The 13,189-nt window shown below is 67.1% G+C and carries 12 protein-coding genes; 10 read left to right on the top strand and 2 right to left on the bottom strand.

Annotated features, from left to right (window positions below):
• Nucleotides 1-36: 36 nt before the first annotated feature.
• Entirely contained in the window at nt 37-777 is a 741-nt protein-coding gene (locus BBX35_RS23395; RefSeq protein ID WP_067218919.1) for a CDP-alcohol phosphatidyltransferase family protein, read from the top strand.
• Nucleotides 774-1,892 (top strand): glycosyltransferase family 4 protein, encoded by a 1,119-nt coding sequence (locus tag BBX35_RS09240; protein ID WP_171901417.1) that lies wholly within the window; start codon nt 774-776, stop codon nt 1,890-1,892. The genes BBX35_RS23395 and BBX35_RS09240 overlap by 4 nt, the downstream gene beginning before the upstream one ends.
• Nucleotides 1,893-1,896: 4 nt before the next feature.
• On the opposite strand, the gene BBX35_RS23400 is transcribed toward BBX35_RS09240, so the two are convergent.
• Nucleotides 1,897-2,886, bottom strand: coding sequence for a stealth conserved region 3 domain-containing protein (locus BBX35_RS23400; protein WP_067218924.1), 990 nt, complete (start codon nt 2,884-2,886; stop codon nt 1,897-1,899).
• Between the two features lie 128 nt (nt 2,887-3,014).
• Between BBX35_RS23400 and BBX35_RS09250 the strand changes: the two genes are divergently transcribed.
• Nucleotides 3,015-4,610 carry a xylulokinase gene (locus BBX35_RS09250; protein WP_067218927.1) on the top strand — a complete coding sequence of 532 codons (1,596 nt, stop codon included), beginning with the start codon at nt 3,015-3,017 and terminating at the stop codon, nt 4,608-4,610.
• A gap of 28 nt (nt 4,611-4,638) precedes the next feature.
• Entirely contained in the window at nt 4,639-5,268 is a 630-nt protein-coding gene (locus BBX35_RS09255) for a CDP-alcohol phosphatidyltransferase family protein (protein ID WP_067218929.1), read from the top strand.
• Between the two features lie 75 nt (nt 5,269-5,343).
• On the opposite strand, the gene BBX35_RS09260 is transcribed toward BBX35_RS09255, so the two are convergent.
• On the bottom strand, nt 5,344-5,769 hold the full coding sequence (locus tag BBX35_RS09260) for an FKBP-type peptidyl-prolyl cis-trans isomerase (RefSeq protein ID WP_083206162.1): 426 nt from the start codon (nt 5,767-5,769) through the stop codon (nt 5,344-5,346).
• A 209-nt stretch (nt 5,770-5,978) separates the two neighbouring features.
• On the opposite strand from BBX35_RS09260, the gene BBX35_RS09265 reads away from it, so the two are divergent.
• The 6 genes from BBX35_RS09265 to BBX35_RS09290 all read left to right on the top strand — a co-directional run bounded on the left by BBX35_RS09265 (nt 5,979) and on the right by BBX35_RS09290 (nt 13,189).
• Entirely contained in the window at nt 5,979-6,806 is an 828-nt protein-coding gene (locus BBX35_RS09265) for a 2-keto-4-pentenoate hydratase (RefSeq protein ID WP_067218931.1), read from the top strand.
• Nucleotides 6,807-6,917: 111 nt separating this feature from the next.
• Nucleotides 6,918-9,035: a 3-hydroxyacyl-CoA dehydrogenase NAD-binding domain-containing protein gene (locus BBX35_RS09270; protein WP_067218934.1), complete on the top strand. Its 2,118-nt coding sequence runs from the start codon at nt 6,918-6,920 to the stop codon at nt 9,033-9,035.
• Nucleotides 9,036-9,501: 466 nt separating this feature from the next.
• A complete protein-coding gene (locus tag BBX35_RS09275) occupies nt 9,502-10,782 on the top strand; it encodes an extracellular solute-binding protein (RefSeq protein ID WP_067218936.1) in 1,281 nt (426 codons plus the stop codon).
• A 201-nt stretch (nt 10,783-10,983) separates the two neighbouring features.
• The gene (locus tag BBX35_RS09280) at nt 10,984-11,946 is read left to right on the top strand and encodes a carbohydrate ABC transporter permease (RefSeq protein ID WP_067218938.1); all 963 of its coding nucleotides are present in this window, start codon (nt 10,984-10,986) and stop codon (nt 11,944-11,946) included.
• On the top strand, nt 11,943-12,893 hold the full coding sequence (locus BBX35_RS09285) for a carbohydrate ABC transporter permease (protein ID WP_067218941.1): 951 nt from the start codon (nt 11,943-11,945) through the stop codon (nt 12,891-12,893). The genes BBX35_RS09280 and BBX35_RS09285 overlap by 4 nt, the downstream gene beginning before the upstream one ends.
• A complete protein-coding gene (locus BBX35_RS09290) occupies nt 12,890-13,189 on the top strand; it encodes a hypothetical protein (RefSeq protein WP_067218943.1) in 300 nt (99 codons plus the stop codon). Before BBX35_RS09285 ends, BBX35_RS09290 begins: the two co-directional genes overlap by 4 nt.

Genomic DNA, 13,189 nt, shown 5'->3' on the forward strand with positions numbered 1-13,189 from the left:
CCGAGGGCGCAGGCACGCAGGGACCAACTGGACATCATGCAGCCGGATCCGACGTTTCGTACCCTCTGGCGGGAGTACCGCCGGGAGAGGTTCCGCAGCGAGCTCGTCAGCGACTGGGCGGTGGCGGTGCTGTACCGCCTGCCCAGCCTGTGGCTGGTCGCGCGGCTGGTGCCGACGGGGATGTCTCCGACGGCGGTGACGCTGGCCGCGCTTCCGGTGGCGCTGGCGATGCCGCTCGCCGCCCTGCTGTTGCCGCCGGGGGCCGCCGCCCTGGCCACAGTGCTCTTGGCCGTCGCCTTCCAGATCCTCGACTGCGTCGACGGCGGGCTGGCACGGGCGACGGGCCGCAGCTCCTCGAAGGGCGCGGCGCTCGATTTCGTCATCGACATGGCGCAGTGGGGCCTGTTCTACACCAGCATCGGCATCGTCGCCGACCGGATGGCCGGGACAGACGAGGGGACGGGCCTGTTCTGGACCGTCGTGGCGGTCGCGGCGGCATGGCTGCGCCTCTATGCAAGGGTGGTGCGGGACGCGCGTCCCGCCTCAGTGGCACCCGGCACGGCGGCGCCCCTCGGGCATTCGGCACAAGGGGGATTTGTCGTCCTTGCCGAGCGCGCACTGGCGGGGATGAGCGGTGCCCTGCCGATCTTTTTTGGAATCGCGGCTCTCGCAGGCGTCGTGCCGGCGATGGTGATCTTCGTTCTGCTCTATGCCCTGCTCGATGTCGGGGATGCGGTGTGGACAAGTTTCCGCAACTGGCCGGGCGACGCTGCATGAGGATCGTCCAGATCCTCCCTTACGCGATGGCCCGGCCCGGCGGCGTCCAGTCGCATGTGCGCGACCTTTCGCAGTGGCTGCGGGGCGAGGGGCACGAGGTGCGCATCGTCGCGCCGCCCACACCGGATGGAATTTGCGCAGTCGGAACAGAGTGTTGCGGCAAGTCGCGGATGGTGTCGATGTTCGGCACCCGCTTCGAGGTGAGCTATGCTTTCAGGGCCGAGCGCCGCCGGCTCATTGCCGAGTTGCGCGACTGGGGCGCCGATCTCGTCCATCTGCACACGCCCTGGACGCCCTTTGTCGCCTGGCAGGTCTGGCGGGGATTGCAGCTGCCGACCGTGACGACCTTCCATGCGACGCTTCCGGCAGCGGATGCCTCCGGCCTCGCCGCGCGGGTGCTGCGTCTCACCGCCCGCCACTTCCTCTCGCACTCGCGGATCGTCGTCGTTCCCTCGCCGACACCGCTGCCGCATCTGGGCAAGGCCGCGCGCAATGCGCGGGTGGAGGTGGTGCCCCCGTCGGTCGATCTCGCACCCTGGCGCCAGGCACGAAAGGCCAAGCAGAACCAAGGCCTTGAGATCGTCTTTCTGGGGCGGTTCGAGGCGCGCAAGGGGCTCGATGTGCTGCTGGCCGCATGGCCGCAGATCGCCTCCGCACTGCCGGAGGCCCGTCTCACGATTGCCGGTGGCGGCGAGTTGCGGCCCCTTGTCGAGCAGGCGCTTGTCCTCCCTCACGGGACACGTATCCGCCTTGTCGACCGGCCGGACGATGCCACCGCGCGTGCCCTGGTCGGGGGCGCGGATATCTTCGCCGCACCCGCCCCTTACGGCGAGAGCTTCGGCCTTGTGCTGGTCGAGGCGATGGCGGCGGGCGCCCTGCCGGTCGCGGCGGCGAATGACGGCTATGCCAGCGTCATGAGCGGGGAGGGCGCGGAGCTGCTGGTGCCGCCGGGCGATGCCAGCGCGCTGGCGCAGCGCATCGTCACCCTTGCCGGGGACAGGCCGGCCCGCGAGCGCCTCGCCGCATGGGCCGATGCCCGCGCGCAAGGTGCGGACATTCGCGGCACGGGCCCTGTCTTTGCTGGGCTTTACCGCGAGGCGCTCGGCCTCTCGTGAGCCCCTATCCCCGCTTCTCGAAGCGGGAAGGAACGGGGAACCAGCGCTCCAGAGTGCGGCGCATATGGGCGACGACGCGCGGGTTCGGCGCCGTGCCGAAGCTGTCGTTCAGCGTCACCGCCAGCGGTTTCGCCCATTCCAGATAGCGAAGCTGCGCGAAGGTCCAGGGCAGGAAGTTTTCCAGCGAGGCATAGCCCATCGCGCGCCGGGTCTCGGCCGGGGAAACGGCGTGTGCGTGGCCGCTTTCCGCGGCAAAGTGCGGGTAGAGGTATTCCGGCGGCACGTTGTGGCCGGCGCGGAAGCGGCTTGCCCGCGTCGCCTCGATCACTGCGCTGAATTCCTCGCACATTTCCTCGAACAGCGCAGCGTCGATCAGCTGCGGCCCATGGGCGAGATAGCGCCGCCGTCCGGGGCCGAAACGCTGTTCCAGCAAGCGGTTGGCATTGGCCATGGCCAGGTTCCAGGGGCTTGCGCGCTCCGGGTCGAGGCCTGCCAGCACCGGCGAGGCCTTCCCCGTCAGGAATGCTTTCGTCCGCCCGTCCGGTCCGCGGAAGTCGGCGAGCTTCAGCGGGGAAAAGGCGAGCATATCGTCTTCGAAGTAGAGGAATCTCCTCGACAGGCCCGGCAGCTTCGCCAGGTGGCTGACGATGGCGAAGGAGTTGAAGGTCGGCAGGATCTCCGGCGCCATGATGTCATCGTGATGTACCACCACGAGGTCGGGGTGATCCGTGTCCAGCCAAGCGGGGATCTGCGGCCGGCAGCTCAGCAGGTAGATCTTGCGGGCGAAGGGGACATGCGCGTCGAGCGAGCGCAGCGAGTAGCGCAAAAGCTCGAGATTGTCGCGGGTGCGGTTGGGATTGCTGTCATGCGCGGTGCCCGCATGAGTGGCCAGCAACTCGCGATAACCGGGGAAACTGTCGTCCACCCAAGTGTAGACGATATCGACCGTCTCGCCCTTGTCCTCGGCCTGTCCCCGCCCCGTTGCTGCGATCATCCGGCCCTCGAGGCACGCGGTTGCGGGAGCGCACTGCGCGCGTTTCCCGGTTCTCATTTGGTCGCGGACTCTATAAACCCGTTGCCGGCGAAGGGGCAATTCCCCCGCATGAAGCTTGGGGCAGGCAGGTGATCGGCGACAGCGCAGCAGGGGGAAAAGGTCCGGGCTCCAATGAGAACGGCCTGATCATTTCCGCCGATTTCGGCACGTCCGGCGTCAAGATCGCGGCGCTGGACCGCAGCCTTTCCGCCATTGCGACGGCAACGCGCCGCTACCCCTTGAGCCTGCCAGGGCCCGACCGGGCCGAGCAGGAGCCCGAGGATTGGTGGTCGGCGCTGCGCGAGGGGATCGCCGATCTTGCCGCGCAGATCCCCGATTTATCCGCGCGCGCCTCGGCCCTCGTCTTCTGCGCGCAGATGTGCGGCGTCATTCCGGTCGAGCTTTCGGGCCGCCCCTTGCGCCCGGCCATCGTCTGGCTGGACAAGCGGGCCGGCTCCCTGTCGCGGGCCATGAACGGGGGATTTCCCTCGCTCGCCGGCTACCGGTTCGACAAGTTGTACACCTGGACGCGCATCGCCAACGGCGCGCCCTCGCACAACGGCATGGATCCTCCGGCCAAGATGCTCTGGCTGAAGCAGCACGAGCCGGAGGTGTGGGATGCGGCGGCCCGGCTGCTCGACGTCAAGGACTGGCTTTTGCACCGGGCGACGGGGCGTTTCGTCACCACGGCCGACAGCGCCAACCTGACCTGGATGATGGATACGCGGCCTGGCCGGGAAGGCTGGTCGCCCTATCTCGCCGGCCGGCTCGGCATTCCTCTCGACCGGCTGCCGGAGATCGTCGACGGAACTTATACCGTCGGCGGCCTGTTGCCGCAGGCGGGGACAGAGCTCGGCCTTGCCGCCAGCCTGCCGGTGATCGCCGGGGCGGGCGACGTGGTGGCAACCGCCATCGGCTCGGGCGCGACCGGAGACGGGGAACTGCACGCCTATGCCGGCACCAGCGCGTGGCTCAGCGGCTTTTTCCCCTCCAGAAGGATCGATATTTTCCACTCTTACGCCACGATATCCTCCAGCGTGAACTATCGGCCGCTGTTGATCGCGACGCAGGAAAGCGCCGGGTCCGCCTTTGCCTGGGCCGCGCGGCTGTTCGGCGGCGGGGAGAGCGGCGCGGCACGCGACGACGACGCCTCGCTCGAGGCGCTCTATGCGGGCATCGGTCCCTTGCGCGACAGCGATCCGCTCTTCGTGCCCTGGCTTGCCGGCGAGCGCGTGCCGGTCGATGACGACCGCTTGCGCGGTGTTTTTACAGGGCTTTCCGTCGGCCACGACCGCAACGCGCTGCTGCGCTCGGTGCTGGAGGGCGTTGCGCTGAACATGCGCTGGGCGCTCAGCAAGGTGGCGCGGCAGAAGGGATTGAAGACCGGCCTGCCGCTGCCTTTGGTCGGCGGCGGTGCGGTCAACCCGCATTTCGCGCAGATGCTGGCCGATGCCTTGAAGCTGCAGGTCGTGGTGCGCCAGCCGCGCCTTGCCGGCGTGCGGGGAGCGGGCGCCATCGCCGCGGCCGGCCTCGGCTGGTATCCGAGCGTCGAGGCCGCCGCCGCGACCCTCACCCAGGGCGAGGCGCTGACTTACGACCCTGAGGGCGAAGGCGTGGCGCGGGCCGACCGGCGGGCTGCGCTGCTCGACCGGCACCGGCCGAAGCTGATTTCTCTATATCGCTAATTATCCTGACGAAAACGGAACCGTGCCAATGATCGACGGCTTGTTCAAGCGCCATATCGACCCGCTCTGGGAGAGCATGGCGACCCCGCTGGTGCGCATGGGGATGACGCCGAACCAGGTCACGGCGACGGGGCTCGTCCTGATCTGCCTGACCTCGGCGCTCTACCTGTGGCACGGCAATCCGGCGGTCTTCGGCCTAACGCTGGCCTTCGCCTTCGCGTTCGATGCGCTGGACGGGGCGGTGGCGCGGCGGCGCTCGATGTGCACCAAGTCCGGCGGCTATTTCGATGCGATGGTGGACCGCTACCAGGAGCTGGCGGTGCTGGCTGCCCTTGCGGCCGTCAACGACCTTTGGGCCTTGGCCTTGCTGGCTTTCTCCGGCGGTGTGCTGACCAGCTACGCCAAGGCACGCACGGCCATCGAGATCCCGATCCGCAACGAGGCGTGGCCGGACTTCTTCGAGCGGCTGGAGCGGATCATTTTTCTCAGCGCGATGCTGCTGGTTGCAGGGGCGTTGTCGCTTGCCGGGATCGCGCCGGCCTCGACGATTGCCGTCGGGCTCGGCATCTACGCGCTGCTGGCGCATCTGACGTCGGTGCAGCGGATGCGGCGGGCGGTTGCCCTGCTGCGGGCCGCGGACGGCGCGGCAAAAGACTGATCTGAAACGACAATCCGGAAAGTTCGGACCTGCGAAAAGTCGACCGGCACCGCTGCGGGTGCCGGTCGCATGTCTTCAGCCGCGGGCCGTCTCGGCGGCGAGCGCGCCGAAATTGGCCTTGGAAACGCGCAGCAGCTCGACCTCGAAGCGCAGGGTCGAGTTCGGCGGAATGACGCCGCCGGCGCCGCGCGCGCCATAGCCGAGCTCCGGCGGGATGATCAGCTCGCGCTTGCCGCCGACGCGCATGCCCTCGACGCCCTGGTCCCAGCCGCGGATGACGCGGCTCGCGCCGAGCGGGAAGGAGAAGGGTTCGCCGCGGTCGAGGCTGGAATCGAACTTGGTGCCGTCCATCAGCCAGCCGGTGTAGTGCACGGTGACGGTGGCGCCGGGCACGGCTTCCTCGCCGGTGCCGGTGACGATGTCGCGGATCTGGAGCTCCTCCGCATGCGCCGCCAAGGTCAACGGCAGCAGCAGGAGGAATGCCTGGAGAAGTCGCAGCATGAAGGGGCCTTTCGCTAGCGGATCTGGTTGTCTTTCAGGATAACACGCGTTCGTGGTGGCGAAGATAGCGCGTCGACAGGCAGCCGAAAAGGCGAGCGCTTCGCGACCCGACGAGGCGCTTGCCACGCCACTTGCCACACTACTTGCCATGGGGGCGGCGCGCGGCCATCGTGTCGGCCGAACAACGAGGATAACCGGGAGGAACGGCCTTGCAGATTTCGGATGGCGACAGGAACCATGCGGCAGCACTGTTGAAGATCGTCGGCGATGCGGGCTCCTGCGCGCCGATCACCGACGGGGACAAAGCCTTCGGCCTTGCGCGCGCCTATCAGGTCTCGGCCGAAATCCGCGCGGCTCGCATCGCCCGCGGTGAGACCCCGCGCGGCTGGAAGATCGGCTTCACCAACCGGACCATCTGGGACGAGTACGACGTGCACGCGCCGATCTGGGGCCCGGTCTACGACACGACGCTGGCGGAGGCGACCGCGCAAGGGGCGGCGGAAACGGCCATCGGGCATCTGGTGGAGCCGCGGATCGAGCCGGAAATCGTCTTCCGGATCGCTGCGCCGCTCGAGGCGGGCCTTTCGGAGGCGCAGTTGCTGGAGCGGATCGACGGCGTGGCGCTCGGCTTCGAGATCGTCCAGTCGGTCTATCCGGACTGGCGGTTCCAGGCGGCCGATACGGTTGCCGCCTTCGCCCTGCACGGTCTGCTGCGGCACCGCCCGTTTACGGCCATCACCTCGGCGAACCGGGCCGAATGGCTGGGTCTGCTCTCCTCCTTCACGCTGGATCTCCACCGCAACGGGGAGCGGGTCGACAGCGGCCGCGCGGAGAACGTGCTCGGCGGACCGCTGAGTGCCTTGAAGGCGATGGTGGACGGGCTGCCGGACACGGCGCTGGCCTCAACCGTTGGTGCCGGCGAAGTGGTGACGACGGGCACGCTGACGCGTGCCTTTCCGGTCGCGCCCGGCGAGAGCTGGGAAACGCGCGTTGGCGGACTTCCGCTTGCCGACATGGCGATCTCATTCACGCGGTAAGGCGCGCGCGGCGACGTCTGCGCGCAGATATTTTAAGATTGAAACAGTTGGGCCGCTCCCTAAACTGCGGCCCAAATCCGCCTCCCGGAACGGGCCGCGGACCAGAGCCACATGCCAAGGAGTTGCCTCGTGACCGATCCCGTACGCTATTCCGTTCAGGACGGCATTGCCGTGATCGCGGTCGACAATCCGCCGGTCAATGCCCTGTCGCAGGCGGTGCGGGCCGGCCTTGCGGAGGCCGTCGCGCGGCTGTCCGGGGACGATCAGGCGTGTGCCGGCGTGATCTACGGCGCTGGCCGCACCTTCATCGCCGGCGCAGACATCCGCGAATTCGGCAAGCCGATGGCCGAGCCGTTCCTGCCGGACGTGATCGCGGCCATCGAGGCGTGCGAGAAGCTGGTGGTGGCCGCATTGCACGGCACGGCGCTCGGCGGCGGGCTTGAGGTTGCGCTCGGCTGTCATGCCCGCGTGGCACTGGCCTCGGCCAAGGTCGGCCTGCCGGAAGTGACGCTCGGCATCCTGCCCGGCGCCGGCGGGACGCAGCGCCTGCCGCGCATTGCGGGCGCGGCCGCCGCGCTCGACCTGATCACCAGCGGTCGCCATGTGGCCGCGGTGGAGGCCCTGAAGCTCGGCATCGTCGATGCGGTCGTCGACGGGGACGACCCACTGGCCGCCGGCCTTGCCCATGCCCGCCGTCTTGCCGATGGCGAGGCGACCGGCCGGCGCTCGGGCGAGATCGATCCGGGAGCCAAGGACGAGGCGCTGTTCGCCGACTGGCGCGCGAAGACGAAGAAGTCGGCGCGCGGGCAGATGTCACCGATGGTGGCCATCGACGCCATCGAGGCGGCCTACGACCTGCCGTTCAATGAGGGAATGGCGCGCGAACGCGAGCTCTTCAAGGAGCTGATGGCCTCCGACCAGCGGGCCGGCCTGATCCATGCCTTCTTCGCCGAGCGGGCGGTCGCCAAGATCCCGGAAGCGGAGGCGGCGAGCCCGCGTGAGGTCGCCTCGATCGGTGTCATCGGCGGCGGCACGATGGGCTCGGGCATTGCGGTCGCAGCACTGAATGCCGGCCTGCCGGTGACGCTGGTGGAGCGGGACGAGGCGAGCGTGGAGCGCGCCCGCGGCATCGTCTCCAAGCTGCTGGACGACGGCGTGCGGCGCGGCAAGCTGAGCGAGGCACGGCGCGACCAGATCCTGTCGCGCGACTTCTCCACCGCGACGGACTACTCGGCGCTCGCCGAAACCGATCTCGTGATCGAGGCGGTGTTCGAGGACATGGACGTCAAGAAGGACGTGTTCAGGCGGCTCGACGGGATCGCCAAGGCAGGGGCGATCCTGGCCACCAACACGTCCTATCTCGACGTCAACGAAATTGCGGCGGCGACCTCGCGGCCGCAGGACGTGATCGGCTTCCACTTCTTCTCGCCCGCCCATGTCATGCGCCTGCTCGAGGTGGTGGTCGCGGACAAGACGGCGGCGGATGTGGTCGCCACCGGTTTTGCGCTGGCCAAGAAGCTGCGCAAGGTGGCGGTGCGTGCCGGCGTGTGCGACGGCTTCATCGGCAACCGGCTGCTCAACACCTATCGCAAGGCCGCCGACTACATGGTCGAGGACGGCGCGAGCCCCTACCAGATCGACGCGGCGCTGGTCGCCTTCGGCTTTCCGATGGGCCCCTTCGCCGTCAGCGATCTTGCCGGCCTCGACATCGCCTGGGCCGGGCGCAAGCGGCGGGCGGCGACGCGCGATCCGCGCGAGCGCACGGTGGGCATCGCCGACCGCATCTGCGAGCGCGGCTGGTTCGGCCAGAAGACCGGCCGGGGATATTATCTCTACGAGCCCGGCGCCCGGCGCGGCAGCCCGGACCCGGAGGTCGAGGCGATCATCGCGGCCGAGCGGGAGACCAAGGGCATCGTGCCGCGCAGCTTCACCGACGAGGAGATCGTCTCGCGCTACATGGCGGCGATGATCAACGAGGCGGCGAAGATCGTCGAGGAAGGCATTGCGCTGCGCCCGCTCGATGTCGATGTGACGATGCTGGCCGGCTACGGCTTCCCGCGTTGGCGCGGCGGGCCGATGCAATATGCGGACCGGCTGGGCCTCGACACGGTGCTCGCCGAGCTGCGCCGCCTCAGCGCCGAAGATCCGTTCTTCTGGGAACCGGCACCGCTGCTGGTTCGCCTTGCGGACGAGGGAAAGACCTTCGCCTCGCTGAACGAGCGCGACTGAGCCGTTTCCCGCTGGCGCCTGCTTGCTGCGCTGCCAGATCGATCGCCGCCATTGCCGAAGCCGGGCCTCCACGAGGTCCGGCTTTTTTTCGGGCGCAGCACGCCGTTTGCGGGAAAATGTTTATTATCAGATCGCTGTTTATTTCGGGCGCCAAAGGATTGATCCTTTCGGATTGATCCGAAACAGCGAAACAACTACGTAAATTTTACCTCCATAGCGCTTGCTTCATATTGCGATGCAAGGAATGCATGTGGCTTTGCAGCGACGAATTGTCTTGCTTTGTTTAGTTATACTTCTCCTACTAAACACTGCGGTAAACATCCGGACAACGGATGGCGCTCTCGCGGGAGGCGGGTGCGGCCGGCGGCCGTCTGGAGGGGCGGTTCCGACAAAAGTGCCGCGTGAAGTGTGGGAGGATCACGTGAACGCATATCGGAAGACATGGGCTGCCGTCCTGTGCGGGACGATGCTTGGCGGCTTTGCCGCAACGTCCGCGCAGGCGAAAGACATCACCCTGTGCTGGGCCGCGTGGGACCCGGCCAACGCGCTGGTCGAACTGTCCAAGGACTTCACCGCCGAGACAGGCATCGGCATGAAGTTCGAGTTCGTGCCCTGGCCGAATTTCGCCGACCGCATGCTCAACGAGCTGAACTCGGGCGGCAAGCTGTGCGATCTGCTGATCGGCGACAGCCAGTGGATCGGCGGCGGCGCCGAGAACGGCCATTACGTCAAGCTGAACGACTTCTTCGACGCCGAGGGCATCAGCATGGACGACTTCGCCCCGGCGACCGTCTATGCCTACTCGACCTGGCCGAAGGGCACGCCGAACTACTGGGCGCTGCCGGCGATGGGCGATGCCAACGCCTGGTTCTATCGCAAGGACTGGTTCTCGAAGCCGGAAATCCAGGAAGCCTTCAAGGCGCAGTACGGCCGCGACCTCGCCCCGCCGCAGACGCAGCGCGAGCTGATGGAGATCGCCAAGTTCTTCCAGGGCCGCGAGATCGATGGACAGACGCGCTACGGCATCAACATCTTCACCGAGCGCGGCTCGGAGGGCATCACCATGGGCGCGACCGGTGCGCTCTATGCCTGGGGATTCAAGTACGAGAACACGCCGGGCAAGTACGACATGGAGGGCGCGGTGAACTCGCCCGAGGCGGTGGAGGCGCTGGAGTTCTACAAGGAGCTCTACAAGTGCTGCACGGCGCCGGGCTATACCGACAGCTACATGCAAGAGAGCCTCGACAGCTTCAAGTCGGGCCAGGTGGCAATGGCGATGAACTGGTTCGCCTTCTTCCCCGGTCTCTACAAGGACGAGCAGGTCGGCGGTGACAAGATCGGCTTCTTCGTCAACCCGAAGCAGAACGTCGAGGCCTCGACGCTGGGCGGGCAGGGCATCTCGGTGATCTCCTATTCGGAGAACAAGGACGAGGCGCTGAAATACATCAAGTGGTTCGCCCAGCCGGCCGTGCAGGCCAAGTGGTGGTCGCTCGGTGGCTATTCGGCCCACAACTCGGTGCTGAACGATCCCGGTTTCAAGGACAGCCAGCCGTTCGCGGCCGACTTCCTGAAGGCGATGAGCGCCGTGCAGGACTTCTGGCAGGAGCCGGCCTATGCCGAGTTGCTGCTGGCCATGCAGAAGCGCCTGCACGACTACATCGTCGCCGATCAGGGCACGGCCCAGGAAGCGCTCGACAAGCTGATCGAGGACTGGACCGAGACGTTCCAGGACGAAGGCAAGCTCTAGGGCAGACCTTTCAGCGCGCCTTCCCGCTGCAGCAGCGGCGGGAAGGCCGAGGGGGCGGACGGGGTCTTCCGTCCGCCGCCGCTCCGGCAAGGCACCCCGGTGCTCCGGTCAGGCGCGCTCGTGCCCGGCCCTGTCCTCAGACCCGCTTCAGCTCGTCCTGACACGCCACGGCGCCCGCCGCCGATCATGCGGAACCCGACCATGTCTCAAACGCAGATCAGTCAGCGCGCCGCCGACCGGCTCGCCAGCAGCACGCCGCCGGGCATTGCCCGCAAGGTGCGCGGCCTGTCGGACAAGGCGATCGCCTGGCTCTTCATCGCCCCGACCATCGTGCTGCTTCTGGCGATCAACGTCTTTCCGCTGATCTGGACGGTCTACCTGTCCTTCACCGACTATCGCGCCAACCGGCTGAACCGTGAGGTCGAGTGGGTGGGCCTGCGCAATTACGAGCGGGTGCTGACGGACCCGGACATCTGGCACAACATGCTGGTGACCGCGCATTTCCTGTTCTGGACGATGTTCTTCCAGGTGCTGATCGGCTTCGCGCTGGCCTGGTTGATCAACAAGAACTTCCGCGGCCACGGCGTGTGGACGACGATTATCCTGCTGCCGATGATGCTGTCGCCGGCGGTCGTCGGCAATTTCTGGACCTTCCTGTACCAGCCGCAGATCGGCCTGTTCAATTACGTCATCAGCTTCTTCACCGGAGCCGACCCCTCGTCCTTCCAGATGATCGGCAGCGTCACGCTGGCGCCCTGGGCCATCGTCATCGTCGATACGTGGATGTGGACGCCCTACACGATGCTGATCTGCCTCGCCGGTCTGCGGTCGATCCCGGACTACATCTACGAGGCGGCCGAGGTCGACAGGGCCGGACCGTTCCGCACCTTCTGGTCGATCACCCTGCCGATGGTGATGCCGTTCCTGATGCTGGCGGTGCTGTTCCGCTCCATCGAGAACTTCAAGATGTTCGATCTGGTGGTCGAGCTGACCTCGGGCGGCCCGGGATCGGTCACGGAGCTCGCCTCGATCAACCTCAAGCGCGAGGCGTTCGAGAAGTGGCGAACGGGCCTGTCCTCGGCCTTCGCGATCATTCTCTTCGTCACGGTGTTCGGCGCGGCCAACATCTACGTCAAGGCTCTCAACACGGTGAAGAGCAGATGAGCACCTCAACCGCCCATTCGGTCGTGGAGCCGAGCCGTCTGACGCGGACCGTCGCCGGTACACTGGTGATCGTCTATGCGCTGGTGACCATGGTGCCGCTGGCCTGGATCTTCCTGACCGGCTTCAAGACGCCGCCGGACTCGATCTCCTATCCGCCGAAGGTCGTCTTCGAGCCCTCGCTGGAAGGCTATGTGAACCTGTTCACCACGCGCACGCGCCAGACACCGGAATACATGGAGAGCCTGCCGCCGCCGCAGACCTGGTACGAGGAGCTGGTGCGGTCGCGGCAGATGGTGATCGCGGGGCCGTCCAAGTTCGGCGAGCGGTTCCTCAACTCGGTGATCATCGGCTTCGGCTCGACCTTCCTGTCGGTCTTCCTGGGAACGCTTGCCGCCTATGCCTTCTCGCGGTTTCGCGTGCCGCTGGCCGACGATCTTCTCTTCTTCATCCTGTCGACGCGGATGATGCCGCCCATCGCGGTCGCGATCCCGATCTTCCTGATGTACCGGACGCTCGGCCTGTCCGACACGCATCTGGGCATGATCATCCTCTACACGGCGGTGAACGTGTCGCTCTCCGTCTGGCTGCTGAAGGGCTTCGTCGACGAGATCCCGCGCGAATACGAGGAGGCGGCGCTGATCGACGGCTACACGCGGTTGCAGGCCTTCGTGAAGGTGGTGCTGCCGCAGATGTCGACCGGCATTGCCGCCACGGCGATCTTCTGCCTGATCTTCGCCTGGAACGAATATGCCTTCGCGCTGCTGCTGACCTCCGGCACCGCACAGACGGCGCCGCCCTTCATCCCGACGATCATCGGCGAGGGCGGGCTCGACTGGCCGGCCATCGGTGCGGGCGTCACCCTGTTCCTGCTTCCCGTGCTCGTCTTCACCATCCTCCTGCGCAAGCATCTGCTCAGGGGCATCACCTTCGGAGCGGTGCGCAAATGACCCCGTCACAGCCAATCAAGCCGGCGGCCGAAAGCGGTCTGGAGGCGGCACGCGCACGCATTGCCCGCCAGCGCGCCCATCCGCCGGGGCAGGACAAGGCACGGGCCGCAGCGTTCGGCCCGTCCGGTCCGCGGATCTTCCGCCGGGGTCCGTGGGAGCTGCTGGCGACGGTGCTGATCGGTCTCGGCGTCGTGATGCTGATGCAGCCCTTCGCGCTGGCGCTCTTCACCTATTCCTTCGTCACGATCCTGACCGGCACCGTGATGTTCATCGTCGTCAGCCACTTTCCGGAATAG

It is taken from the genome of Stappia indica, assembly GCF_001696535.1.
In the GTDB taxonomy this organism is placed as follows: domain Bacteria; phylum Pseudomonadota; class Alphaproteobacteria; order Rhizobiales; family Stappiaceae; genus Stappia; species Stappia indica.

Coding starts and splice junctions, on each gene's coding strand:
- BBX35_RS23395 (WP_067218919.1), top strand. CDS start 37: ATGCAGCCGGATCCGACGTTTCGTACCCTCTGGCGGGAGTACCGCCGG.
- BBX35_RS09240 (WP_171901417.1), top strand. CDS start 774: ATGAGGATCGTCCAGATCCTCCCTTACGCGATGGCCCGGCCCGGCGGC.
- BBX35_RS23400 (WP_067218924.1), bottom strand. CDS start 2,886: ATGATCGCAGCAACGGGGCGGGGACAGGCCGAGGACAAGGGCGAGACG.
- BBX35_RS09255 (WP_067218929.1), top strand. CDS start 4,639: ATGATCGACGGCTTGTTCAAGCGCCATATCGACCCGCTCTGGGAGAGC.
- BBX35_RS09260 (WP_083206162.1), bottom strand. CDS start 5,769: ATGCTGCGACTTCTCCAGGCATTCCTCCTGCTGCTGCCGTTGACCTTG.
- BBX35_RS09270 (WP_067218934.1), top strand. CDS start 6,918: ATGCCAAGGAGTTGCCTCGTGACCGATCCCGTACGCTATTCCGTTCAG.
- BBX35_RS09275 (WP_067218936.1), top strand. CDS start 9,502: ATGCTTGGCGGCTTTGCCGCAACGTCCGCGCAGGCGAAAGACATCACC.
- BBX35_RS09280 (WP_067218938.1), top strand. CDS start 10,984: ATGTCTCAAACGCAGATCAGTCAGCGCGCCGCCGACCGGCTCGCCAGC.
- BBX35_RS09285 (WP_067218941.1), top strand. CDS start 11,943: ATGAGCACCTCAACCGCCCATTCGGTCGTGGAGCCGAGCCGTCTGACG.
- BBX35_RS09290 (WP_067218943.1), top strand. CDS start 12,890: ATGACCCCGTCACAGCCAATCAAGCCGGCGGCCGAAAGCGGTCTGGAG.